The sequence below is a fragment of the Natrinema pellirubrum DSM 15624 genome, assembly GCF_000230735.2.
GTDB classification, from domain to species: Archaea; Halobacteriota; Halobacteria; order Halobacteriales; family Natrialbaceae; genus Natrinema; species Natrinema pellirubrum.
In genome coordinates this window covers 704,979-727,107 of sequence record NC_019962.1, presented here as the reverse complement: position 1 = coordinate 727,107, position 22,129 = coordinate 704,979, and the positions used below count along the sequence as shown (strand labels likewise).

Genomic DNA, 22,129 nt, shown 5'->3' with positions numbered 1-22,129 from the left:
AGCCTAAACCATATATTCGTTGGAACGGGACGGTCGCGCGGCCGCCGCGTCACGCCGTTTCGACCGGGTCGACCAGCGACGGCTCGTCCGTCGCCGGATCGTTGACCGCCGTCGAAACCGGATACGCCGTCATCCCCTCGGCCGCCCGGGGCTCGAGCAGTTCCCGGCCGGCCTCGCCCGACAGCCACCGCTGCTCGTCGTCGGGGTCGAGAATTACGGCCATCCGGTGATGGAGGTCCGCGACGAGGTCGTTGGGTTCGGTCGTGACGATCGTAAACGTCTCGAGGGGGCCGGTCTCGGTCCCGCCCTCGAGGCCGCCGCCGAAACTGTCGAGTCCGGTCTGAGTCGCGTCCGGCTCCCAGCGCTCCCACAGCCCCGCCATCGCGAACACCCGCTCGTCCTCGAAGGTGACTCGGTAGGGACGTTTCCCGCCGTCGGATCGGGGATCCGACGAGGATCGCGAATCGCCGATTCCCTCACCACCGTCGGTCTCGACCCACTCGTAGAACCCGTCCGCAGGGACGAGACATCGCCGTCGCTCGTAGGCCTCGCGAAAGCTCGGCTTCTCGTCGACGGACTCGGCCCGCGCGTTGATCAGCCCGCCACTGTCGTCGTCGGCCCACGACGGGATCAGCCCCCACTCGAGGCGTCGAAAGGCCTCGGGTTCCTCGTTCGTGATCACCGGCAGTTCCTGGCCAGGTGCCATGTTGTACCGCGGTTCGAACCCGGAGTCGGACAGCCGGGCGTCGAACCGTGCCTCGAGGTCGTCCCCATCGACGGTGAGCGTGTAGCGACCGCACATACCCGATCCTCAGCCCGACAGCCCAAAGGGTTGTCCGGTCGCGGCTCGCCCGCCGCGGTCGCGACGGGGTGTCAGTGGCTCCCTCGAGTGGTCGTCAAAACGGGCTTAGGGACAGTAGGAAGCCGTTACTCCGACCGAACCGCCGGGTACGGACCGCGTTACGATACCCGATCCCGGTCGACCCTTCGATGGGGTCAACATGGACGATCGATACGAAATGGTGGTGTGTCAGCGCGGCGCGCTCGAACTCCGAGATCCTGACGACCCCGATTGCTGGATCGCGACCGAATCCCCTGTCGAGATCGAGCGGTAGCGCTCCGGTACCCCTACCCGTTTTCCGCCGTTCGCTCGCGACTCTCTCAGCGACGCGTCGCTCATCGGTCGATGTCAACGAAAACGCCGGGACAGGGATTTGAACAGTTGCGAGACTATCGGCCTCACTTCGCTCGGCCGCGTGCGACGTGTTCAAATCCAGTATGTGCCGTTGCGTGACTTTGGATTACTCGCGCCGCTGTGCGTCGCTCGTAGCAAATGAAATCACGAAAACGCCAGGACAGGGATTTGAACCCTGAATCCCAAAGGGAACACGCTTTCCAGGCGTGCGCCTTACCGTTCGGCCATCCTGGCTCACGCTATCCTAACCGCGTCCCTCGTTTAACCCTTACGAGATCCGTCGCCCCGCTCGCGCTCGAGCGACCACGCGGCGATCCGGGGCTCGAGCAGGTAGGCACCCAGCCCCGAGGCGAGTCCGACCCCCAGAGCCAGCGCCAGCGCGCCCGTAATGGGGACCAGCGGTGTCACGAGCAGGGCATACCCCTGGACGAGGACCAGAAACGCCAGTCCGCCGACGAGCCCCCACAGGACCGCCGACTTGGTCCGCGGCCCGATTCCCATCTTTCCGGCCGGGTAGCCGCTCACGCGACGCTCACCGGGTTCACTCGAGGTCGGCGACGGCTTCGATCTCGATCCCGACACCTTTGGGGAGGGCAGCGACCTCGACGGCGCTTCTGGCCGGCGGTTCGTCGTCGAAGTAGTCGGCGTAGGCCTCGTTCATGGCGTCGAAGTCGTCGATGTCCTCGAGGAAGACGGTCACCTTGAGGACGTCCTCGTAGCCGCCGCCGGCCTCGTCGAGGACGGCGTCGAGGTTGTACAGCGCCTGCTCGGTCTGGGCCGCGATGGGTTCGTCGTCGAGCAGTTCGCCGTCGGCAGTCATGGGGATCTGGCCGGCGGTAAACAGCAGCGAGCCGTTGTCGGTCGCCTGACTGTAGGCCCCAACTGCGGCGGGCGCGTCGTCGGTCTCGGTGATGCGTTTCATGGGTCATATGTGTTTTTGATATCCTTTAACCCTACGAGAGGAGAAACACACATTCCAATATTGGCTACTATCTATTAGTCTCTGTATTGTACTCGACAAGTACTGACTGGCTGTGCGTTAGCTCAGTTTATACAGTGTTCCGTCACTGCTAGCGAGATACAATTTACCATCAGCAGGAGCCGTCGCAAATATATTTCCATGCTCGAGTTCCGCAGTCCATCGTTCTGTTCCGTCCGGTTTAAGCGCGTACAGGATCGCCTCGGGCGGTCCGGGCTCCAGAGAGAGGATAAAATAGACCGTATTATCAGTAACACCTACAGAGTAGGTTCCATTCACGTACTCCCGTCCCGTTTCGTAGTTCCAGATGGGATCACCGTTGTCAGTATCAATCGCATACAGGGTGTCAGATGCTGCGGCATAGAGTGTGTCATTAGCGAGAACTGGATACGAGTCGATGCGGCTCTCAAGACTGGTGGTCCAACTCACAGTTCCATCAGATGCTTGGAGCGCGTACAAGTCCGAACCAAACCGGTCTGAATTCGCGCTCACGTAAACGGTTTCGTCGCCGACAGTAGGTACGCGAGTGTCCGTATTGATCGAGGATTTCCATTCGACAGCCCCATCATCAGCCGAAAGCGCATAGATCGTCCCCTCATCAGGTAGTGTCTCGAAGAATACCATTCCGTCTGAAACGGCCGCGCCGACTATCGTCTCTCCTGTATCGAATTTCCATTCTTTCGTACCGGAATCAACGTCGACAGCGTGAACTTCCCCTTGCTCTCCCGTCCCGAAGTACGCGGTTCCGTCGTTAACGGCCATTATCGAAGCTAACCGTCCATCGTCGTACTTCCACCGTTGCGTTCCATCGCTCGTATCGAATGTATAGACGTTCCCTGCATCGCCGTACTGTTCACCAGAGCCGACAATAATCGTGCTGTCAGCCACTGCAGGAACAGCATTGATCGGTTCATCGACATCGGCGTACCAGCTCTCCGTCCCGGTCTCGGTATCGACGGCATAGAGAAGACCGGCCGAGCTTCCGAAATACGCCGTTTTGTTACCGATCACTGGAGTCATAAGGCTCCCGTCAGCTTCGAACACGGGTTCTTCCTCTACGGTTGAAGATGGCGCAGTTAGATTCGGATTCTGTCCAGTATTTCTCGTATCATACTGAAACATCGGCCACGTATTAGTTCCAGACCCATTATTTTCGATGTCGGAATCGTCATTGTCGTCCGAAATACAACCAGCAATGGCTGCTATACTAGCTGATCCGGCTTTGAATATGTACTGTCGTCGGCTTCCCCCACCAATCATGTAATCTTACTATATATTCATAATATATAAATTCATTCATATACGCATACCGGCGCGAACGATTTAGGCCAGCACGTCGACTTCGTAGCCCGCGTCCCGCAGCGCCGACAGGAACGCGTCGACGTGGTCGGGACCGCGCATCTCGAGTTCGATCTCGACTTCGGTATCGCTCATCTCGACCTCGCGGGAGGTCCGGTCGTGGTGGATCGCGTAGATGTTCGCCCGGTGGGCGGTGAAGACGTCGAGGAGGTCCTCGAGCGCGCCCGGGCGGTCTTTCAGCACGGTCCGGATCTTCAGGTAGCGGCCGGTCTCGACGAGGCCGCGGACGATGACGTTGGTCAGGGTATTGAGGTCGATGTTGCCCCCACAGAGCGCGGGGACGATGACCTCGTCCTCGGCGTAGTCGAACTTCTCGAACAACACCGCGGCGAGCGCCACCGCGCCCGCGCCCTCGACCACCGTCTTCGAGCGCTCGAGCAGGTAGACCAGGGCGACGGCGATCTCGGGGTCGGAGACGGTGACGACCTCGTCGACGTACTCCTGAATGTGGGGGAAGGTCTGCTCGCCGACGCTGCGGGTCGCGATCCCGTCGGCGATGGTATCGACGCCGTCGAGCGAGACCCGCTCGCCCTTCTCGAGGGACTTCGCGGCGCTAGAGGCCCCATCGGCCTGGACGCCGATCACGCGGGCCTCGGGCTGTTGCTCCTTGATCGCAGTCGCGATTCCACTGATGAGTCCGCCGCCGCCGATCGGAACGACGACGGTTTCGACGTCGGGACAGTCGTCGATGATCTCGAGGCCGATGGTGCCCTGGCCGGCCATGACGTCCTCGTCGTCGAAGGCGTGGACGTAGGTGCGGCTTTCCTCGCGTTCGATCTCGTGGGCGCGTTCGGCGGCCTCGTTGTAGTCCTGGCCCGCGAGGACGACCTCCGCGCCGTAGCTCTTGGTCGCTTTGACTTTCGAAATCGGCGCGTGTTCGGGCATGACGATCTTCGAGTCGACGCCGGACCTGGTGGCTGCCAGCGCGACGCCCTGCGCGTGATTGCCCGCGCTGGCGGTGACGACGCCCGCATCTTTCTGGTCCTCTGAGAGAGTCGCGATCCGGTTTGTCGCCCCGCGGATCTTGAACGAGCCGGTCCGCTGGAAGTTCTCCAGTTTCAGCCGGACGTCGGCTCCGGTCATCGACGAATACGTGTGTGAGTGTTCGAGCGGCGTGTGCCGGGAGGTTTCCCGGACCCGCTCGCGTGCCTCGAGAATATCCGAGAGTTCGAGCATACCCCCGACTACGGGACGTGGAGTGTAAGGATTTCTGTCAGGGAACGGGGAGCCCGTGGGGCCCGCCCACCCCCAACAGGATGTGTTGCCAGTCGGGCAACACGACAGGGAATACAGGGAATGCACGGCGTGTGACGTGCGACTGGAGAAGGGGACCGTGACCATATAAATCTCATGCACCCGCAGTGAAAGTGAAACCACACGAGGGCGGCGGGTTAATCACCGCGTCAGACGGAAGGACGACGGGTGTCATTCGCGGTTCCGCACGACGATATCAGCCCGCGAAACGAGCCGGCGAACGCGGTCGGCGAACGGGCCGTCCCCGGGCCAAGTCACGTCGACCGCGAGTCGTGCCGGGTCGCCGACGTACACCCACGACCGCTCGGGCGTCGCGTCGGCGGCGGTCACCCGATCCGACGCGACACTCGAGCCGTCCCGCCGATCACCGTCGGCGTCAACGTTCGGGACTGCGACCCGGACGTACAGCCCGCCGTCGACACCCTCGTATCGGTCGAGTCGCTCGAGGGTCGCATCGTCGACCGCGAGCAACCGACCGTCGACGCTGCCGCCGGGAACGAGCGTCGGATACCGGCCGTCGACCCGCTGAAGTCCCTCGAGCGTCGCGTGGCCGACGAACAGCCGGGTTGCCGCCGCGGGCGTCGTCTCGAGGACGGATGCCACCCGTTCGGGGTCGGTCAGCGTCCCGTAGACGAAGACCGTCACGGGCTGCGGTTCGGCCTCGAAGGACTTGCACGTACCGCCTGGGACGGGGACGATCGTCTCGCGGGACGTTCACCTCAAATTACACAAAGCACTTATACAACTGATCGGACCGTTCGGGCATGAACCGCGAGTCCCTCCTCGCCGTCGCGACGCTCGTGGTCGTCCTCGGGGCGCTCACGACGCTCGCTCTCGCCGGCGCGGTGTCCGATCCAGCGGCGTCCGAGACGGCCAGCGACGTCGAACCCGCCGGCCACGTCTCGCTGACGGAGTTGACGATCAGCGCCGACAGCGTCACCGGCGGCACGGCGACGCTGGCGGTCGATACGTATCTCGATCACCGCGGCGGGCCAGTCGAAAACGTCACCGTCGTCCACCGAGCGATCGATACGGAGAGCGGCCTCGTCGAGGCGACGACCGAACGCGAGGTCGGCCGGCTCGACGAGGAGTCCGAACGCGTCGTCTCGAGTTCGGTCGCCGTCCCCCGGGAGAGCGGCTACGAGATCGAGACGCTGGTCTACCGGGACGGCAACCGGACCGAGTCGACGAGCCACACCGTCGAGGGCGTCGGCTCGCTGACTCCGGACTACGCCGACACCGACGTCGAGTTCCACCGGTTCGGCGGCGAGGCCGGCGGGAGTCTCGCGGACGTGCCCGCGATCGGCTACTCGATCGAGTCGACCACCGACGAGCGGGCGACGCTCGCGGTCGAGAGCTACCTTACCAACACCGGTGACGACCCCGAATCCGATCTCGAACTCGAGGTCGTCGCCCGGCAGTCGGGGTCGAACGTCGTCGCCGACGCGGCGACCGTCGACCTGTCGACGATCGAGCCAGGAAAGACCGCGTCGCCGACCGCCGAACTCACCGTCCCGGCCGAATACGACTACTACCTCGACGCGGTGCTGTGGCGGGACGGCACGATCGTCGGCACGGACCGCTCGGTCGCCAACCTCGGTCCGGGATCGCTGTCGGTCAACGAGACGGCGACGGACAGCGGGCTCGAGGTGAGCGACTTCGCCGGCGGCCCGACCGGCGCGGACGATGGCAGTGACGGGTACGGCGCGGACGACGACGCCGACGGCGAGGACGGCGAAGACGGAAGCGACGACGGCACGCCCGGCTTCGGGATCGCCGTCACCGCGGCCGCCGTCCTCGCGACGATCGCCCTCGCACGGAGGTTCCAATGACCGAGACATCGACCGACGCCGAAACGACGCTCGAGGCACCGCCGGACGACCAGTACCACGATGAAACGGACGATGCCCCGCCGACCGCCGATTCGGACGACGGGCTCGATCCGCGTTCGGCGACGATCCGGCGATACCTCGTCTGGGGCGGGCTCGCCGTCTGTTCGGTGGTCGCGGTCGTCGCGCTCGTCCGGTTCTACGGCAGCGTGACCGACGCCATCGACCTCTGGGTCGATCCCAAGTACCGGCCGCTCGTCCACGCCGCGTTCAATCTCACCCTCTTGCTGACATCGCTGATCGGGGTCTCCGTGCTGGTCCGAGAACTGAGCGATCGGTACTGAATCCGCCGAAAACGTTCGCGCGCGATCGAACCCGAACCGAAACGACTCGCGGCCGTTACCGTTCCTCGAGCGGGACGAACGCCTGATCCTGCGGGCCGGTGTAGCGGGCGCGCGGTCGGATGAGGCGGTTTTCCGCCTGGTACTCGAGGACGTGGGCGATCCAGCCGCCGACGCGGCTCATCGCGAAGATGGGCGTGTACATGTCGATCGGGATGCCAAGCTGGTAGTAGACCGAGCCGGAGTAGAAGTCGACGTTCGGGGCGATCCCCTTCTCGACGAGGCCCTTCTCCTCGGTGAGGAACTGCTCGATCGTCGTGGTGTAGTTGTACCACTTGTCCTCACCGGTCTCGGCGAGTTCCTTGCTGCGTTCCTGGAGGATCTTCGCGCGGGGGTCCTTGACGTTGTAGACACGGTGGCCGAAGCCGGGAATGCGCCGGCCTTCGGCGGTCGCCTGCTCGACCCACTCGCGGTGGTCGAGGTCGCTCTCGTCGATCTCGATGAGGACTTCCATGACGTCCTGGTTCGCACCGCCGTGAAGCGGCCCCGAGAGGGCGCTGATGCCGCCGGTGACGGCGCTGTAGATGTCGGCCATCGTCGAGCCGATGACCATCGAGGTAAACGTCGAGGCGTTGAGCCCGTGATCGGCGTGGAGGATCAGCGCCTGATCGAAGGTTTCGGCGGCGACGTCGTCCGGTTCCTCGCCGGTCAGCATGTAGAGGAAGTTCGCTGCCAGCCCCAGATCGGGGTTGGGATCGATCGGCTCCTCGCCCTGCCGGTAGCGTTCGAACGCCGCGAGTGCGGTCGGAATCTTGGCCGTGATGCGACGACCCTTCCGGAGCGTCGCGTCGAGATCCTCGGGATCGGCGTCGTCCTCGGGTTCGTAGGCCGAAAACATCGAGACGGCGGTCCGCAGCGCGGCCATCGGCCGCTCGCCGGCCGCGGCCAACCGCTCCATCGTGTCGAGGACGTCGTCGTCGACCTCGCGTTCCTCGAGCAGGGCCTCGATAAACGGCTCGAGTTCGTCCTCGGTCGGGAGATGACCGTTCCAGAGCAGATAGAGGACCTCCTCGTAGCTCGCGCCGCGAGCCAGATCCTCGATGGTGTAGCCGCGATAGATCAGCCGGCCCGCATCACCGTCGATCGAGCTGAGCTCCGATTCGGCAACCAACACGCCCTCGAGCCCTTTCTTGAGGTCGTCAGACATACTCAGGGATTTCGGACGCCAATGGAAAAGTATTATCGTTTAGTCGGTGCCGGCACTCGGCACGTCGGATGTCCGCATTTTGCCGGTATCACGAACACGTCCGGGTGGCGTTTTCGACATCGAACGAACAGACAGTCAGTCGAATGCCCCACCGATTACTATAATTGTCTTTCGTGGGGTTCGCTCGAGCGCCCGGGTCGAGCCACCGCCGGCCCCGTCAGGGTCGGCGACGCACGCAATCGATTCGGCAGGGGACACCGTCGCCGCCACGTTTTTCGAACCCCTCTGCAAAGGGTACCGCGGATGGAGCGATCGGACTGGCGGACCGTCCTGTTGGTCACGACGTGGCAGATCTCGGCAAGTATCTGTTACTATACGATCTTCGCGGCAACGCCGTTCTTCCGGACCGCCTTCGGCCTCTCCCGGTTTTCGGTCGGGGTCGTCGTCACGGCACTTACCCTCGGCTACGCCGTCTTCCTGTTGCCCCTCGGTGCCCTGACCGACCGGTTCGGCGAGCGGACGACGCTGACGCTTGGCCTGTTGGGACTCGCGACGGGGACGCTGCTGGTCGCGGGTGCGCCCACCTATGCATTGCTGCTCGCGGCGGTGTTCGTTCTCGGGTCGCTGTACGGCACCGCGATTCCGGGGACGAACAAGGCCGTCTTCGACAACATCGACCCCGGGCGCCAGAACCTCGCGATGGGGATCAAGCAGGTCGGCGTCACCGGTGGCAGCGGCATCAGCGCCCTGCTGGTCACCGGGCTCGCGGGCGCGCTGTTCTGGCAGGCTGGCTTTCTCGTCGCCGCCGCCGTTGGACTGCTCGTCGCCGTCGCCTTCTATCGGCTTTACGCGAGCGACAGCGAGGGGGACGAGCCCGGCTATCCGGACTTCCGCAAACTGCTCTCGAATCGGGCATACCGCTCGTTGATCGTTGCTGGGCTCTTTCTCGGAGCGGCCCTGTTCACGACGACGGGCTACACCGTTCTCTACGTCGAGGAGTCCGTCGGCGCGTCCGTCGCGTTCGGCGGGGTCGTCCTCGCACTCGTCCAGTTGTTCGGCAGTGTGGGTCGCGTGCTGACCGGGTGGCTGAGCGACGCCCTCCCCGGGGAGCCCCGGATCAGGATCGGCTCGCTGCTGATCGCCCAATCGATCGGCAGCGCCGTCATGTTCGTCGTCGTCGCGTCGACGACGAGCGAACGCGGCGCCGCGATCGCCTTCTCGGTCCTCGGTTTTTTCGTCCTCGGCTACACCGGCGTCTACTACTCCGTCATGGCGACGCTCGTCCGCGCCGACGAGATGGGCGGTGCGACCGCCGGCGGCCAACTCGCGTTGACGAGCGGCGCACTCGTCGCCCCGCCCGCGTTCGGCTATCTGGCCGACACGGTGGGCTACCGCACATCGTGGCTGTTTCTGGCCGCCGTCGTCACGATCGCGGCCGGATTCCTCGTCCAGGTCGTTCGGACGGAGCCGACCGTGACGAACCCCGCTGCGGCCGGCGAGTCGGACTAGGAATCGAGTTCTTCGACCAGTTCGACCACGTAACCGTCCGGGTCCTCGAGGAAGGCAACGCGGACGCCGATGTCGTCCATCGTCATCGGCTCCTCGTGGACCGGCGGATCGACCCGTTCGACGAGTCGATCAAAGACCTCGTCGACGCTGTCGACGCCGACCGCGACGTGGGCCATCGTCCCGGAATCGATCTCGGGGCCGCCCTCGGGATCGTACTTGAACTGGAACTCCGCGTTCTCGCCGCCGATGTAGACGTTCTCGACCCCGTCGTCGGTCACGAACGACCAGTTCTCCTCGAGTCCGAGGGCGTCGACGTAGAACTTCCGGGTGCGTTCGAGATCCGAGACCCACAGCGCCGTGTGAATGACGTCCATGTGGTCCGGGAGGACGCCGCCGGCCAAAGGGTTACTGGCAGGTGCCGGGACTGCCGGTTCTCGGAGGGAACCGACCAGTCACCTGCCGGACGGCGGGGCGTCGCCGTCACGCGGTGGGAACCGCCAGTACACCTTTGACGGCATGGCCCTCACGATCGGGTATGTACCACGTTCTCGTCCCGGTCGACACCGACGAACAGCGCGCAACCGCACAGCTCGAGACGCTACGCTCGCTCCCGGCCGATCCCGACGACCTGTCGGTGACGGTCCTGCACGTCCTCGAGGAGATCGACACGATCGCCGACGGAGGTGGAACGACGTTCATCGACGATCTCAACGAGTCGCTGCCCGAGATCCGTGACGTTCCCGACACCGTCACGCTGATCGAAGAACGGCTCGCGGACGACGGCATCGACGTCGAGCGGATGGAAATGGTCGGCGACCCGGCCGACGGTATCGGACAGGTCGCGGCGGAGATCGACGCCGATGCGATCCTGCTGGGCGTTCGGAAACGGTCGCCGGTCGGCAAAGCGATCTTCGGCAGCGTCAGTCAGCGGGTCATCATCGACGCCGACCGACCGGTCATCATCGCCGAATAAGGAACACGGGATTCGGTCCGAAAACGATGCCAGCAGCCTACGTTTCTTCCTCGAGGATCGCGTCCATCAGCTTCGTCTGGGCCGCCGCCAGATGTTCGGTGAAGGTCGACCGGGCGACGCCCAACTCCTCGGCGACGTCGGTCGCGTTCGCACCCTTCGGGTAGTCGAAATAGCCCATCTCGTGGGCCGTCTCGACGATCTCCTGTTGTCTGTCCGTGAGTATCTCGCGGTCGACGACGACCGGATCCGCCGAGACCTCCTCGTGGTCCTGTGTCAGTTCCTCGACGAGGACGCCGTCGAACAGCTCTCGCAGGTGATCGACGATGTCGGCGATCTCGGCCAGCTCGAGGGTCCGAAAGGACAACAGCAGGGAGCCGTCCTGCGCCCGGACCGAGGAAACGGGGGTGCCGGTCCGTTCGACGACCTCGCAGACGCAGTCGGCGGCGGCGTCGCGCTCGAACCGGTAGATGGCCTCCCGTTCGTTCGATTGGACCGGCGTCAGCTCGACGCCGGCGTCCCCGCTTTCGTCGATCGAGGCGTCGGCGGCGACGCCGAACTCCTCGACGACGGTCCCGTCGGCGGTCGCCTGTGAGGAGCGAGCGATCGAATCGATCTGCTCGTTGGCCTCCGCTGAAACAGTAGCGACCGGACAGTCCGCCGGTTCGTTGACGACGACCGTTGCACGAAAGCCCGTCATACTACCCCATACGGGACGGCGGGGGATAACCCGGCCGAGAATTCCCGCCGGATGAAAACACTTCGAGCGGCCCCAACGCGTCGCTCGAGCCCGCGGCGGACCCGCAGCCGGTCAACACCACTCCTCGTACTGGTGGACGCGAGCCGGGTTCAGCGGTTCGGGCTCGCGGTCGGTCCCGTCGTAGCTCTCGCGGTGGTGTTCGTAGGAGATGCCGATCCCGGCCTCGGGGTCGTACTCCCGCGGGAGGATCGACTCGGCGCGACGGCGGTTCCAGTCGGCCAGTTTCTCGAGCGTCCCCGGCCGGTCGATCGCGGCCGCCTCGAGGTCGGGGGCTGCCGTCTCCCAGGCCGACTCGCCGGTTTCGGTCCGGACGACGACGGTCGTCTCGCCATCCGGGCTGCCGACGTTGCCGACGCTGATGTCGGCCGCGCCACCGACGAAGTCCGCACACTCGTCACAGCCGCGCAGCCCGGCCGCGTCGAACGCGTCAACGTCGGTCTCGAGCAGCGTCTCGCCGCCCGCGTCGGTCGCGCGGAGCTGCCCGTCACTGATGTCGAGGGTATCGACGGCGTCAGGGTCGACGTCGAAGGTCTCGAGTCGCGACACCAGCCGGCTGTGCTCGAAGCTGCGGGTACACATCAGCGCGACGGTCAGCGCGATCGGGTCGGCGGGCTCGTGGTCGTAGCGATCGAGCGCGGTCGCCCCCTGAATCATACAGGGGGTGCCGACCAGCGCGAGGTCCGGGTCGTCGCCCAGATCGGCGTCAGCGAGCAACTCGTCGACTTGCCCCAGCCCCATCGTCTGGTTGTAGACGCTGCCGACGGCCGCGAGCAGTTCCTCGCGGGAGGTCGCCAGTACGGCCTCGCCGCGCAGCGGCTCGTCCTCGCGCTCGCGGGCGACGATCGCGCCGTCGATCTCACCCGCTTCGATGAGTTCGGTGAGCAGGGCCGTCACGACGCCGCCGTCCTGGCCCGCATCGGCGGCCTCATCGGTCGCTCGCGCGGCGTAGGTGACCGGCTCCGCGAGGCCGCGTTCCGCCTGGGTAAGCTCGAGGTGGCGCTCGTAGCGCAGGCCACTGCGGGGACAGAAGTCCCAGCAGCGCGAACAGCCGGTACACATCTTGACCAGCGTCGGTCTGCCCTCGTCCTCGTCGATGCCGATGGAGTCGGAGGGACAGGCCGCGACACAGGAGGCACACTGGATACAGCGGTCGGCCTCGATGACGGCCTCGTCTAAGTCGCGGAACCAGATCTTCCCGGGGGCCTCGGCGACGTCGCGGTCCTGCTCGCGCGGATCCTCGCCGACGCCCTTGACCCCCGCCTGCGGAACGCCGGGACGGGGCCCGTCGGTCGCGGCGGGATCGGTACCCGACATCTAGGTCACCTCCGTCCCGATGGCGGGCGAGTCGCGTGCCGGTCCCTCGGTAACGATCTCCCGCAGCGCCGCGTTCGAGGTCCGGTCGGTCCACTCGGTGAAGGACTCCTCGGGCTCGCTGTCGGCGTCGTAGGCACACATTGTGGCCTTGACGACATCGGGCACATCGTCGATCGGGATCTTCCCGACGAGCCAGTCGATGAACTCGTCGTTGCCGAGGTCGCCGCCCAGTCCGAGGTCGGCCGCCCGCCCGGACTCGTAGTCGTCGCGGTAGACCTCGCCGCGCAGCCCGAAATCGCCCAGCTGGGGCTGGGCACAGGAGGCCGAACAGCCCGACATGTGGATCCGGATCGCCTCGTGATCGTCGGCGATGCCGACCTGCTCGGCCCAGTCGTCCAGTTCGCGGGCCCACCTGATCGCCCTGTTTTTCGTCTCGATGATCCCGTAGTTACAGAACTCCCGGCCCGTGCAGGTGACGATTCCGCGCGTGAACGGCCCCGGATCGGGACTGTAGCGCTCGAGCAGCGGCTCCTCGAGCAATGCCTCGAGTTCGTCGTCCGCGAGATGCGGGACGAGGACGTTCTGGTTGGGCGTCAGGCGGACTTCGCCGTCGCCCAGGTCGTCGGCCAGTTCTGCCAACTCAGCGAACTCGTCGCCGCCCATCCGGCCCGTCGGAACGTTCAGCCCGACGTAGGAACGGCCGTCCGCCCCCTCGTGGACACCGACGTGGTCCCCGCGGTAGTCCATCGTGAGGGTCTCGTCGGGTTCGACGAACTCGAAGTCGGCGTAGGACTCGAGTTCCTCGCGGAACCGCTCGGGGCCGAACTCGGCGACGAGGAATCGCAGCCGGTTGACCGCGGTGTCGAGATAGCTGCCGTGGTCCATGAACAGGTCGGCCATCGCGGCCACGAGGTCGTCGACCTGGTCGGGTTCGACGAAGAGGTCGATGTCGCTGGCGACGCGGGGACCGTCCGAGAGGCCGCCGCCGACCCGCGCGACGAACCCGTCTTTTCCGTCCTTCCGGGCGGGTGTCAGCCCGAGATCCTGGATGCCCGACCGGGCGCAGTCCTCGTGACAGCCCGTGACGCTGACCTTGAACTTCCGGGGGAGGTTGGCGTAGTGGTGGTCCCCGAGGAACCGCTGGCTCACCCGCTCGACGACGGGCTCGATATCGACGGTCTCGTCGGGGTCGAGCCCGGCCGCGGGACAGCCGACGACGTTCCGGACCGAGTTGCCACAGGCCTGCATCGTCGAGAGCCCGACCGCGTCGTAGCGGTCCCAGATCTCGGCGATATCCTCGATCTCGATCCAGTGCATCTGGACGTCCTGTCGGGTCGTCACGTCGAGGTAGCCGTCGCCGAAGACCGGGTTCTGGTCGGGGCCGCCGTATTCCGCGGGTGCCGTCGCGAACTCGTCGGCGACCTCGCCGATCGTGCGGGCCTGCTCGGCGGTGAGGCGTCCGCCGGGGGCCCGTGTCCGCAACATGAAGTAGCCCCGCTGTTTCTGGTGGTAGAGCCCGATCAGCTTCAGGCGGCCGAGGACGTCCTCGCCCAGTTCGTCGACCATCGCCTCGAAGCCGCCGTTGTCGGCGTAGTACCGGACCTGTGCCTGCAGTTCGACGGGGTCCCACTCGGGCGCTTCGGTGCGCACCCAGTCAGTGAGACTCCCCTCGTAGAAGGCCACGTCCTCGTAGCCCAGGTGACGGAGGACGACGAAGGTGTGACTGAGCCGCCGGGCCGTGTTACAGTACAGCAGGATCCGTTCGTCCGGCTCGATTCCCCGCTCCGCGAGCAGGGCCTCGAGGTCGGCCTCGGGCTTGAGCCGGCCGTCCTCGAGCAGGGCCTCCCAGTCGAGGTGGACGGCCCCCGGAATGCGGGACTGCTCGTACTCGGCGGTGGTCCGAGTGTCGACGAGGACGGCGTCGCCCTCGACCGCGTCCTCGACGTCCTCGCGGTCGACCAGCGGCGCGTCCTCGCACAGCGCGGCCTCGTAGTCGGTCGGCTCGCGGTCGGGCACGTCCGTGGTCAGCGAGCGGTCGTCGCCGTCGCGCCAGGCCTCGAGGCCGCCGTCTAACAGGTAAAGACTCCCCTCGTGACCGTAGACCAGCGCGGTCACCAGAAAGCGGGCCGCGAGCGCGGGGTCGCCCCCGTAGGCGACGAGGGTGTCGTCGGGGTCGATGCCGGCCTCGGCGAGCAGGCTCGCGAAGTCGTCCGCCGCCGGCAACTTCCCGGCCGCGACGCTACTGGGGTCGCGGAACCGATCACCCGGAACACTGACTGCGCCGGGGAGATGCCCCAGCTCCTCGTAGTCGCGCCGCTCCCGGACATCGACCGCGACGACCGAGTCCGACTCCCGGTGGGCCTCGAGCCACGACGGCGAGACCACCGCAGGGCCGAAGCTCACGCGAGATCACCCACGCGGTCACGGTCGGCGTGGCCGCGGCGACCGGACCGGGCCGATCGGCCGCTCGCCGACCGTTCCTGTCGAACGTTCGATACTGTCATACTCATGGTGTACTCGTCGGTTGTGGCCGACTCCCCTTTCAGCTACGCGTCCGGGTAAACAGTACCGTCGCTCCGGAACCACGGCAGCGGGCCGTCGCCACTCCTGACAGAACTGTCACCCTTCGTATGTCCCGATTTTATTCGCCCCGTCGGATGGATCTCGCGACTCGGGAGCCCTCTCGCTCGAGTGGCCATCGGACGGCTCCGTCGCCGGAACCGGCATAAATGCCTGCTTCTTTCGGACGGATCGCCGGGTTGGACCGACCAATCGCCGGTCGTGACATCGACGCGTCCGTTCGGTCGATCGGCGGTTCGCCACGGGTACCACAGCGAGAGTCCGACCTCGAGCCAAACAGAAAGACGGTGCCGAAAAGCAGCGAGACGATACCGACCACGAAGGGGTGTTCGACGATTCGTCACGGGCGCGGTGGGGCTCGTCGCTCAGAGGTTCTGGCCGAGCTTCTCGCGGCTGATCCGGACGCCCGTCGGGGTGATGATCATCTGATCGTCGCCCTTTCGGACGATGTCGCCGTCGACCTCCTGGGCCACCTGCCGCAGTTCGTCGATGACGTGTTCGACCGTGCTGTCCTCGGTTCGGAGCCGCGTGATATCCGCGATGACGATGTCGCCGTCGTAGACGGCGTCTTTGATGTCGATCGCGTCGGCCTGACTGCCGACCTCCGCGATGTGTACCTGCATCGTCGCCTCGGCCGACCCCGCGTCGACGTCCTCGAGGTTCAGTTCGGCGTAGTCCTCGACGGTGCGGGACTGGTTCCCGCCGAGAATTTTGCTCATCAATCCCATAGGTGTGTGCGTCCGTCGCTGTCTGTATAGTTCTTACGTCAGACACGGTCGTCACAGCCGGACCGTCGTCGGTCGATTACGGTCGTTCAGTCGGGGCAGTCGGACGGTTTGATCGGTTCGTCCCGGCGGTCAGTGGGGTGGACGGTCGGACCGGCGAGCGGCCCGATTGGGCCGTCCGTGGGTTTTTAATTCCTTCACCGTAGCGATTCAAACGATGACGTTTAGCATCTGCGTTCACGAGCCCTACGAAACCGAATCCGGGGAGCGTCACCACCGATTCGGCGTTGCGGTCACGACGCGACTCCCTGGCGTCGGGACGCTCTGTCCCTTCGTCAGCGAACACGGTACCGTCGCGACCCAGAGTCTGGTCAACGTCGAACTCGGCGAGCGCGGGATCGCCTACATCGACGACGGGCTAGCGGTCGACGACGCCCTCGAGGCCCTGCTCAACGCCGACGAGGGCGCGCCCCAGCGACAGCTCCACGGGGTCGATCGGGAGACGACGTTTACGTTCTCCGGCGAGGAGTGTGGCGATTGGTACGGCCATCGCGAGGGCGAGACCTACACCGTCGCCGGCAACCTGTTGACCGGCCCGGCGGTCCTCGAGGCGGCCGCGGAGGCTTACGAGGCGACCGCCGTTCGCGACGAACTGGACCCCTCGACCGGTCCGGCCGCCGTCACTGCGGACGTCGACACCGACCCGCTCGCGAAGCGGCTGATCGACGCGCTCGCCGCCGGCGACCGCGAGGGCGGAGACAAACGCGAGGAGCTGTCGGTCCAGAGCGCAGCGGTCGTCGTCGAGACGACCGAGTCACACCCCGTCGAGCCGCCGTACAACGATCTGCGGATCGACGCGACCGAGACGCCGATCGCGGACCTTCGGGAGACCTACGACCTCGCGGTCCGGGGCTACCGGGACACCCTCGCCCGGTACGAGGACGCCTACGAGGCCGACGACCTCGCGGAAAGCGGCGAGTGAGCGCCGGTCGAGGGCGATCGGTGGGTACTCAGTCGCCCGCAGTGAGACCGGACTCGGCCGACCGATCGATCCGGAGCGGCTCGTCGTCCCACTCGATCTCGAGTCGATGCCGCGAGAGGTACGGTGCCAACGTGTGCGCGGCGAGCAGCCCGCGGTACCGACCGTCGGCCACGACGGGAAGCCGTCTGACCCCGGCGGTTCGCATCCGTTCGGCGGCCGCCGACAGCGTCGCAGCCGGGCCGATCGTCGTCACGGGGCTCGACATGAGTTCCCGAACGGCCGGCCGGGCGTCAGTTTCGGCGACCAGTGCGACGATATCCGACCCGGTGACGATACCAACGAGCGAACCGTCCTCGAGAACCGGGAGCGCGGACACGCCCGGACGTCGGAGTCGCCGCGCCGCTTCGGATACCGGGGTCGTCGGTGCGATCGTCGGGGGTGATCGGAGTGCGACCGTTTCGACCGTCGTCACTATCATGGGGCATGATATCGCACGACACTATATAGGGTCTGTGGACATACGTCTTCTAGATCCTAATATTGCTAGCACTATCGCACACTAACCGAGGAATTTGAACGGATTCGTAGCAGTGCTTTGGGTCGACGAGGAAACGCGCGCTCTCGTCGCCGCATGACCCGACCGGCTCACCCGGTGAACTCGTAGAGGTCGTCGCCGACGTGGTGCAGCGAGTCGACGACCTTCCCCTCGTCGCCGGCCATCTCAGTACCGTCGACGCGGGCGCGGCCGACGGCCAGAACCTTGCCGTGGGACTCCTCCGCGATGACGACCAGATCGTCCGGCGAGATGTCGTCGGTGGCCTCGGTGATTCCGGGCCGCATCACGTCGGCCCCGTCGCTGACGAACGAAACCGCGCCGGCGTCGACAGTGACGAGTCGCTTGTCGGGGTCGTAGGCGTTAGCGCCCCGGACTGTCAGGAACGGTTCCTCGTCGAAGTACGCAACCTGTGGCTCGCCGTCGATGAGGACGACCTCCCAGTCGGTGTCCTCGAACTCGACGCGCTCGTAGGCGTCGCCCTCGGGGGAGACGCCCAGCTGTGCCTCGAGGGTGTCCTCGAGGGCCGAGACCGCGTCGCTGCGGAGGTGGTGTCGGGATTTGACCTGCATGTCCGGGCCAACGAGCGGTCCGGAGTTAAAAGACCCGTTCCGGGTCCTCGAGCCCCCGGGCGACGCCGCGGGGCGTACCAATTGCTAAGTGGGTCCACCCCGTCGGACCGCGTATGTGGCCCGCTCGGTCGGGAACCGAGACCGTCACCTGTCTCGCCTGTGGCACCGAGTGTCCGCGCGACGAGGCCCGCGAGTACGACAAACACGGGGATCGCTGGGACCGCGCGGACAAGACCTTCGAACACCTCTGTAAGTCCTGTCACCGCGAGCTGTGTCATCACCCGCGGGACGACCTCGAGGACCTGCTGGTCGAGATCGAGGCCGGGCGGCGGGACCGGGCGGGCTTTCTCGCGAGCTACCTGACGGCGGTCGAGGAGCGATACGGGCCGCTCGAGGAGGAGTCGTAAGCGACGGTCGCCGCCGGTCGGCGCTACCCCGTGTCGATGGCGTCCGTTACGAGCGTCGCTTCCGCTTTCCGCAGTAGTTCGCCGGCCGTACTGCCGGCACAGTCCAGTTCGTCGGCAACGTCGGCGACCGAGCCGGACCGTGGAACGTCGTAGTAACCGACGGTAACGGCGGCCTCGAGCGCGGCCCGCTGGCGGTCGGTCAGTGCGGCCGCCGACGCCCGGCGGTCGAACTCGCGGACGCGTTCGATCGTTCCCTCGCCAAGGTCGGTCAGTTCGTCGTAGAAGTCGGTCAGCGCGTCGGCTCGTCCGACGGCCTCGAACGCCACCGCACCGGTGTCGTGAAACGTGACCGGCGGCAGGAACACGACCCGCGCGTCCTCGACGAGCGTGAGGATCGCCGTCTCGAACTCGTAGGTCGTCTGGTGGACGAACGCGTACGTCCCGTCGTCGCGCTCGACGAACTCGGTCGCAGTGACGCTCTCGACGGCGGCCAACAGGTCGGCGGTCGCCGCCGGGCCGCCGTCACACCACAACAGCGTCGTCACGGTCCCCATCGGCCCCCACATCAGGAGTTCCACCCGCGATACGCCGTCCGTCGCCACGAGCAGTCGATGGAGGGGGTGTGCGACCCCGTCCGGAAACGTCACGCTGAACGAAACCCGTCTCATCGTCGGCCGATGTCGCCGGGAGCTATTAAAAGACCGCATAGGTCCGGGAGAAGTCACTCCCGGATCGGGCGACAACGCTCGGTCGATGACACAGTCGCGATCGGATGCGCCGACCGAAGACGACGGCCGGGAGGGGGATCCACCGACGATCGTCACGGGGAGCGACGGGAGACGGGTCGCGTACGCCGACTACGGTGACCCCGACGGGACGCCGGTCGTGGTTCTCCACGGCACGCCCGGCTCGCGGCGCTTCGGTGCCCTGTTCGACGACCAGGCGCGGGAAAACGGTGTTCGCCTGCTCGTCCCGGACCGGCCGGGGTACGGACGCTCGTCGCCCGTTCCCAACCGGGACGTCACCGACACCGGGGCGACCGTCGCTGCGGTCCTCGAGGCCGAGGGCGTCTCCCGAGCGGGAATCATCGCGTTTTCGGGCGGCGGGCCCCACGCGCTCGCGGTCGCGGCGACGCGGGGCGACCTCGTGACGGAGATCGATATCGTCTCCGGCGCGCCGCCGCCGTCGCTCGCGGCCGATCTCCCCGCCGTTCAGCGCCTACTCGGATCGCTCGCGCGGCGGACGCCCCGCCTGCTGAGTGGGTTACTCGGCGTTCAGACGCGACTCGTTGCGCGGACGCCGCCCGCGGTCGTCCTCTCGCAGTACACCACGGCGGCCGAGCGCGCCGAGATCCCGCCGGCAATGGCGGAGCGCGTTCGACGCGACTTCCTCGAGGGAGTCGGGACACAGCGGGACGGGTTCGTCACCGAGACGCGGCTGGTGGCGACTGAGTGGGGGTTCTCGCTGTCGGATATCGATCACACGGTCCGGCTCTGGCACGGCGACGCCGACGCGAACGCACCCCTTCAGGGGGCCCGCAGCCTTCGGGAGCGGGTACCTGACGGCGAACTGACCGTCCTCGAGGACGCCGGCCACCTGACCGCACTGGCTCGCAGTCGGTCGCGGATCGTCCGGTCCCAGCGATAAGCGGAGAGACTGAGCCCGACGCGTCCCGCCGGCCGGTCGGCGGTTTGCAGCCGGGGACGATCCCGACACGACTTTCACTCTTACGTGCGTAGCCCTCGGCATGAGTGACGACGCACAGGCCGAAGCCGGGACCGTCGAAGGACAGGGTCCCGTCGAGGTCTCCGAGGAACTCGCGCGCCATCTCGAGAACAAGCGCGAGGACTTATTCGAGAAGTTCGAGTTGCGCGACGAGTTCCCCCCGGAAGTGTTGGACGAGGCCGAGGCCCGGACGGAGGGCGTGACGGCCGAGATCGAGGACGAGATCGACGATCGACAGGACCTGCGGGATCTGACGACGTGGACGACCGACCCGATCGACGCTCAAGACTTCGACGACGCGCTCTCGATCGAAGAGCGCGAGGACGAGTACGTCCTCTGGGTCCACATCGCCGACGTGACCCACTACGTCAACCCCGAGACGGCGATGTGGGACGAGGCCGTCGAACGGGGCAACACGGTCTATCTCCCCGGCTACACGGTCCACATGCTGCCGCCGGTGCTGGCCGAGACGGTCTGCTCGCTGGTTCCCAACGAGGACCGACTGGCCCACACCGTCGAGATGCACCTCGACAAGGAGAACCTGACCTACGAGAACATCGAGATCTACAAGTCCGTCATCGAGTCCGACGAGCGGCTCACCTACGCCGAGGCCGAGAGCCGGCTCGAAGAGCCCGGAGCCGACCTCCACGAGGAGAACGCGCTGGTCTACGACCTCGCAGAGCAGATGCACGAACAGCGCAAGGAAGACGGCTCGCTTGTCCTGAACCCGGCCCGCGACCGCGCCCACACCATCATCGAGGAGTGCATGCTGAAGGCCAACAAGGCCGTCACGCACGAACTCATGTGGAACCGCGGCGTCTCGGCCATGTACCGGGTCCACCCCCAGCCCAGCCCCGACGAGTGGTCCGAAGCGCTGCGGGAGATTCAGGACTTAGACGGCGTCTCGATCCCGGGCAGCACGTGGGACGACCCGCGAAAGGCCGTCAACGCGACGCTCGAGGACGCGCCCGAGCGCCAACTGGACAAGATCCAGTGGGCGGTGATGAAGGTCATGCCTCGAGCGCGGTATATGAACGACCCCTTCGGCGGCCACCACGCGCTGAACTTCGAGATCTATGGCCACTTCACGAGCCCCATCCGGCGGCTCTCGGACCTGATCAACCACTGGATCGTCTACCAGAACGACGTCCCCGAGAACCTCGTCGAACTCTGCGATCGCGCCAGCGACAAGCAGAAAGACGCCGAACAGTGCGAGCGCGAGTACAAGGACTTCCTGCAGGAGGTCGGCCTCGATCCGATGGCGGTCAACAACCGCGGGATCGAAGTCGTTGAAGACGAGCAAGCGGACAAGACGATCTGACCAGCGTTCGTTGTCAGAACCGCCTTCGTGAGCGCTCGTGTTCGGTACTGTGCGATTGTACCGGGGAGCAGGTACGCCAGCGTGTGATTCGGCTGGTTGTCATGCGATTCCCCTCTCGCGCGGCAAATTTGCTGACAAAGTATCTTCCTGCGTGCCACACCTCACCACGGACGTACTAAGAGTGTTCCATTCTTCACCGAAAGCGGCTCAACAGGGATGTGACACCCGTGGCCTCCGCAGCGATGCCAAATCCAATCACACTTACGCTTATTCCCCAGATGAGACTGGATGTCCCCGAGTTAGAAAGCGCGAGGTCCACACCACCGAAGACGAAGAACGCTGCAAGTCCCAAGTACACAACTGTGGCAACCGTCGCTAGCATCGCATCTTTCGTTGCGGAATAGACGGTAGTATAGAGTTCTTCCTGGTCGATACCAGGGGCTGCACCACCATCGGTAGCCATTTTCTCCTCAGAGCTCATACCCGTGTTAAACTCATCTGTGGCTATAAAATTTTGCTAGGAAATATGCTTTGCAATCGTCATCTC

At 65.7% G+C, this 22,129-nt stretch carries 24 protein-coding genes and 1 tRNA gene; 8 read left to right on the top strand and 17 right to left on the bottom strand.

Annotated features, from left to right (window positions below; all coding sequences use genetic code 11):
- Nucleotides 1-49: 49 nt before the first annotated feature.
- The 7 genes from NATPE_RS03605 to NATPE_RS03575 all read right to left on the bottom strand — a co-directional run bounded on the left by NATPE_RS03605 (nucleotide 50) and on the right by NATPE_RS03575 (nucleotide 5,432).
- Nucleotides 50-802 (bottom strand): SOS response-associated peptidase, encoded by a 753-nt coding sequence (locus NATPE_RS03605; protein ID WP_006181460.1) that lies wholly within the window; start codon nucleotides 800-802, stop codon nucleotides 50-52.
- A 546-nt stretch (nucleotides 803-1,348) separates the two neighbouring features.
- Nucleotides 1,349-1,429: transfer RNA gene (locus NATPE_RS03600), tRNA-Ser, on the bottom strand.
- Between the two features lie 27 nt (nucleotides 1,430-1,456).
- The gene (locus NATPE_RS03595; RefSeq protein ID WP_006181462.1) at nucleotides 1,457-1,720 is read right to left on the bottom strand and encodes a hypothetical protein; all 264 of its coding nucleotides are present in this window, start codon (nucleotides 1,718-1,720) and stop codon (nucleotides 1,457-1,459) included.
- A gap of 16 nt (nucleotides 1,721-1,736) precedes the next feature.
- Nucleotides 1,737-2,117 (bottom strand): Rid family detoxifying hydrolase, encoded by a 381-nt coding sequence (locus tag NATPE_RS03590; RefSeq protein ID WP_006181463.1) that lies wholly within the window; start codon nucleotides 2,115-2,117, stop codon nucleotides 1,737-1,739.
- A gap of 117 nt (nucleotides 2,118-2,234) precedes the next feature.
- The gene (locus NATPE_RS03585; RefSeq protein WP_081597624.1) at nucleotides 2,235-3,434 is read right to left on the bottom strand and encodes an outer membrane protein assembly factor BamB family protein; all 1,200 of its coding nucleotides are present in this window, start codon (nucleotides 3,432-3,434) and stop codon (nucleotides 2,235-2,237) included.
- A 63-nt stretch (nucleotides 3,435-3,497) separates the two neighbouring features.
- Nucleotides 3,498-4,709, bottom strand: coding sequence for a threonine ammonia-lyase (gene ilvA / locus NATPE_RS03580; protein ID WP_015298742.1), 1,212 nt, complete (start codon nucleotides 4,707-4,709; stop codon nucleotides 3,498-3,500).
- A gap of 249 nt (nucleotides 4,710-4,958) precedes the next feature.
- Nucleotides 4,959-5,432 carry a gamma-glutamylcyclotransferase family protein gene (locus NATPE_RS03575; RefSeq protein ID WP_006181466.1) on the bottom strand — a complete coding sequence of 158 codons (474 nt, stop codon included), beginning with the start codon at nucleotides 5,430-5,432 and terminating at the stop codon, nucleotides 4,959-4,961.
- 119 nt (nucleotides 5,433-5,551) lie between these two features.
- Between NATPE_RS03575 and NATPE_RS03570 the strand changes: the two genes are divergently transcribed.
- Entirely contained in the window at nucleotides 5,552-6,619 is a 1,068-nt protein-coding gene (locus tag NATPE_RS03570) for a DUF7490 domain-containing protein (RefSeq protein ID WP_006181467.1), read from the top strand.
- Nucleotides 6,616-6,960: a hypothetical protein gene (locus NATPE_RS03565; protein WP_006181468.1), complete on the top strand. Its 345-nt coding sequence runs from the start codon at nucleotides 6,616-6,618 to the stop codon at nucleotides 6,958-6,960. The genes NATPE_RS03570 and NATPE_RS03565 overlap by 4 nt, the downstream gene beginning before the upstream one ends.
- 55 nt (nucleotides 6,961-7,015) lie before the next feature.
- On the opposite strand, the gene citZ is transcribed toward NATPE_RS03565, so the two are convergent.
- Nucleotides 7,016-8,164, bottom strand: coding sequence for a citrate synthase (citZ, locus tag NATPE_RS03560; RefSeq protein ID WP_006181469.1), 1,149 nt, complete (start codon nucleotides 8,162-8,164; stop codon nucleotides 7,016-7,018).
- 303 nt (nucleotides 8,165-8,467) lie between these two features.
- On the opposite strand from citZ, the gene NATPE_RS03555 reads away from it, so the two are divergent.
- Nucleotides 8,468-9,673: an MFS transporter gene (locus NATPE_RS03555; protein ID WP_006181470.1), complete on the top strand. Its 1,206-nt coding sequence runs from the start codon at nucleotides 8,468-8,470 to the stop codon at nucleotides 9,671-9,673.
- On the opposite strand, the gene NATPE_RS03550 is transcribed toward NATPE_RS03555, so the two are convergent.
- Nucleotides 9,670-10,047 carry a VOC family protein gene (locus NATPE_RS03550; protein WP_006181471.1) on the bottom strand — a complete coding sequence of 126 codons (378 nt, stop codon included), beginning with the start codon at nucleotides 10,045-10,047 and terminating at the stop codon, nucleotides 9,670-9,672. The genes NATPE_RS03555 and NATPE_RS03550 overlap by 4 nt on opposite strands.
- Nucleotides 10,048-10,208: 161 nt before the next feature.
- Between NATPE_RS03550 and NATPE_RS03545 the strand changes: the two genes are divergently transcribed.
- On the top strand, nucleotides 10,209-10,646 hold the full coding sequence (locus NATPE_RS03545) for a universal stress protein (protein ID WP_006181472.1): 438 nt from the start codon (nucleotides 10,209-10,211) through the stop codon (nucleotides 10,644-10,646).
- 37 nt (nucleotides 10,647-10,683) lie between these two features.
- On the opposite strand, the gene NATPE_RS03540 is transcribed toward NATPE_RS03545, so the two are convergent.
- The 4 genes from NATPE_RS03540 to NATPE_RS03520 form a co-directional block, all read right to left on the bottom strand.
- Nucleotides 10,684-11,343: a helix-turn-helix domain-containing protein gene (locus NATPE_RS03540; RefSeq protein ID WP_006181473.1), complete on the bottom strand. Its 660-nt coding sequence runs from the start codon at nucleotides 11,341-11,343 to the stop codon at nucleotides 10,684-10,686.
- A gap of 111 nt (nucleotides 11,344-11,454) precedes the next feature.
- Nucleotides 11,455-12,717: a Coenzyme F420 hydrogenase/dehydrogenase, beta subunit C-terminal domain gene (locus NATPE_RS03535; protein WP_006181474.1), complete on the bottom strand. Its 1,263-nt coding sequence runs from the start codon at nucleotides 12,715-12,717 to the stop codon at nucleotides 11,455-11,457.
- Complete coding sequence (locus tag NATPE_RS03530) at nucleotides 12,718-15,120, bottom strand: rhodanese-like domain-containing protein (protein WP_241432751.1); 2,403 nt, start codon at nucleotides 15,118-15,120, stop codon at nucleotides 12,718-12,720.
- Between the two features lie 542 nt (nucleotides 15,121-15,662).
- Nucleotides 15,663-16,025 carry a cell division protein SepF gene (locus NATPE_RS03520; protein WP_006181477.1) on the bottom strand — a complete coding sequence of 121 codons (363 nt, stop codon included), beginning with the start codon at nucleotides 16,023-16,025 and terminating at the stop codon, nucleotides 15,663-15,665.
- Between the two features lie 214 nt (nucleotides 16,026-16,239).
- On the opposite strand from NATPE_RS03520, the gene NATPE_RS03515 reads away from it, so the two are divergent.
- Nucleotides 16,240-17,004 carry a DUF1028 domain-containing protein gene (locus tag NATPE_RS03515; RefSeq protein WP_006181478.1) on the top strand — a complete coding sequence of 255 codons (765 nt, stop codon included), beginning with the start codon at nucleotides 16,240-16,242 and terminating at the stop codon, nucleotides 17,002-17,004.
- A gap of 28 nt (nucleotides 17,005-17,032) precedes the next feature.
- Here the strand turns inward: NATPE_RS03515 and NATPE_RS03510 are convergent, their stop codons facing one another.
- Nucleotides 17,033-17,482, bottom strand: a complete 450-nt coding sequence (locus tag NATPE_RS03510) for a CBS domain-containing protein (RefSeq protein ID WP_006181479.1) — start codon at nucleotides 17,480-17,482, stop codon at nucleotides 17,033-17,035.
- A gap of 167 nt (nucleotides 17,483-17,649) precedes the next feature.
- Nucleotides 17,650-18,129, bottom strand: coding sequence for an RNA-binding protein (locus NATPE_RS03505; protein WP_006181480.1), 480 nt, complete (start codon nucleotides 18,127-18,129; stop codon nucleotides 17,650-17,652).
- Between the two features lie 113 nt (nucleotides 18,130-18,242).
- On the opposite strand from NATPE_RS03505, the gene NATPE_RS03500 reads away from it, so the two are divergent.
- Nucleotides 18,243-18,536, top strand: coding sequence for a DUF7562 family protein (locus tag NATPE_RS03500; protein ID WP_006181481.1), 294 nt, complete (start codon nucleotides 18,243-18,245; stop codon nucleotides 18,534-18,536).
- A 23-nt stretch (nucleotides 18,537-18,559) separates the two neighbouring features.
- On the opposite strand, the gene NATPE_RS03495 is transcribed toward NATPE_RS03500, so the two are convergent.
- Entirely contained in the window at nucleotides 18,560-19,204 is a 645-nt protein-coding gene (locus tag NATPE_RS03495; RefSeq protein ID WP_015298741.1) for a helix-turn-helix domain-containing protein, read from the bottom strand.
- An 85-nt stretch (nucleotides 19,205-19,289) separates the two neighbouring features.
- On the opposite strand from NATPE_RS03495, the gene NATPE_RS03490 reads away from it, so the two are divergent.
- The gene (locus tag NATPE_RS03490; protein ID WP_006181483.1) at nucleotides 19,290-20,183 is read left to right on the top strand and encodes an alpha/beta fold hydrolase; all 894 of its coding nucleotides are present in this window, start codon (nucleotides 19,290-19,292) and stop codon (nucleotides 20,181-20,183) included.
- Between the two features lie 100 nt (nucleotides 20,184-20,283).
- Entirely contained in the window at nucleotides 20,284-21,582 is a 1,299-nt protein-coding gene (locus NATPE_RS03485) for an RNB domain-containing ribonuclease (RefSeq protein ID WP_006181484.1), read from the top strand.
- A 193-nt stretch (nucleotides 21,583-21,775) separates the two neighbouring features.
- Here NATPE_RS03485 and NATPE_RS03480 read toward each other — a convergent pair whose 3' ends face one another.
- Complete coding sequence (locus NATPE_RS03480) at nucleotides 21,776-22,063, bottom strand: hypothetical protein (protein ID WP_006181485.1); 288 nt, start codon at nucleotides 22,061-22,063, stop codon at nucleotides 21,776-21,778.
- Nucleotides 22,064-22,129 lie beyond the last annotated feature (66 nt).

What these genes read in the sequence shown, in the direction of transcription:
- NATPE_RS03605 (WP_006181460.1), bottom strand. Translation starts at nt 802, where the DNA reads ATGTGCGGTCGCTACACGCTCACCGTCGATGGGGACGACCTCGAGGCA.
- NATPE_RS03590 (WP_006181463.1), bottom strand. Translation starts at nt 2,117, where the DNA reads ATGAAACGCATCACCGAGACCGACGACGCGCCCGCCGCAGTTGGGGCC.
- NATPE_RS03585 (WP_081597624.1), bottom strand. Translation starts at nt 3,434, where the DNA reads ATGATTGGTGGGGGAAGCCGACGACAGTACATATTCAAAGCCGGATCA.
- ilvA (WP_015298742.1), bottom strand. Translation starts at nt 4,709, where the DNA reads ATGCTCGAACTCTCGGATATTCTCGAGGCACGCGAGCGGGTCCGGGAA.
- NATPE_RS03570 (WP_006181467.1), top strand. Translation starts at nt 5,552, where the DNA reads ATGAACCGCGAGTCCCTCCTCGCCGTCGCGACGCTCGTGGTCGTCCTC.
- NATPE_RS03565 (WP_006181468.1), top strand. Translation starts at nt 6,616, where the DNA reads ATGACCGAGACATCGACCGACGCCGAAACGACGCTCGAGGCACCGCCG.
- citZ (WP_006181469.1), bottom strand. Translation starts at nt 8,164, where the DNA reads ATGTCTGACGACCTCAAGAAAGGGCTCGAGGGCGTGTTGGTTGCCGAA.
- NATPE_RS03555 (WP_006181470.1), top strand. Translation starts at nt 8,468, where the DNA reads ATGGAGCGATCGGACTGGCGGACCGTCCTGTTGGTCACGACGTGGCAG.
- NATPE_RS03550 (WP_006181471.1), bottom strand. Translation starts at nt 10,047, where the DNA reads ATGGACGTCATTCACACGGCGCTGTGGGTCTCGGATCTCGAACGCACC.
- NATPE_RS03545 (WP_006181472.1), top strand. Translation starts at nt 10,209, where the DNA reads ATGTACCACGTTCTCGTCCCGGTCGACACCGACGAACAGCGCGCAACC.
- NATPE_RS03540 (WP_006181473.1), bottom strand. Translation starts at nt 11,343, where the DNA reads ATGACGGGCTTTCGTGCAACGGTCGTCGTCAACGAACCGGCGGACTGT.
- NATPE_RS03535 (WP_006181474.1), bottom strand. Translation starts at nt 12,717, where the DNA reads ATGTCGGGTACCGATCCCGCCGCGACCGACGGGCCCCGTCCCGGCGTT.
- NATPE_RS03520 (WP_006181477.1), bottom strand. Translation starts at nt 16,025, where the DNA reads ATGGGATTGATGAGCAAAATTCTCGGCGGGAACCAGTCCCGCACCGTC.
- NATPE_RS03515 (WP_006181478.1), top strand. Translation starts at nt 16,240, where the DNA reads ATGACGTTTAGCATCTGCGTTCACGAGCCCTACGAAACCGAATCCGGG.
- NATPE_RS03510 (WP_006181479.1), bottom strand. Translation starts at nt 17,482, where the DNA reads ATGATAGTGACGACGGTCGAAACGGTCGCACTCCGATCACCCCCGACG.
- NATPE_RS03505 (WP_006181480.1), bottom strand. Translation starts at nt 18,129, where the DNA reads ATGCAGGTCAAATCCCGACACCACCTCCGCAGCGACGCGGTCTCGGCC.
- NATPE_RS03500 (WP_006181481.1), top strand. Translation starts at nt 18,243, where the DNA reads ATGTGGCCCGCTCGGTCGGGAACCGAGACCGTCACCTGTCTCGCCTGT.
- NATPE_RS03495 (WP_015298741.1), bottom strand. Translation starts at nt 19,204, where the DNA reads ATGAGACGGGTTTCGTTCAGCGTGACGTTTCCGGACGGGGTCGCACAC.
- NATPE_RS03490 (WP_006181483.1), top strand. Translation starts at nt 19,290, where the DNA reads ATGACACAGTCGCGATCGGATGCGCCGACCGAAGACGACGGCCGGGAG.
- NATPE_RS03485 (WP_006181484.1), top strand. Translation starts at nt 20,284, where the DNA reads ATGAGTGACGACGCACAGGCCGAAGCCGGGACCGTCGAAGGACAGGGT.
- NATPE_RS03480 (WP_006181485.1), bottom strand. Translation starts at nt 22,063, where the DNA reads ATGAGCTCTGAGGAGAAAATGGCTACCGATGGTGGTGCAGCCCCTGGT.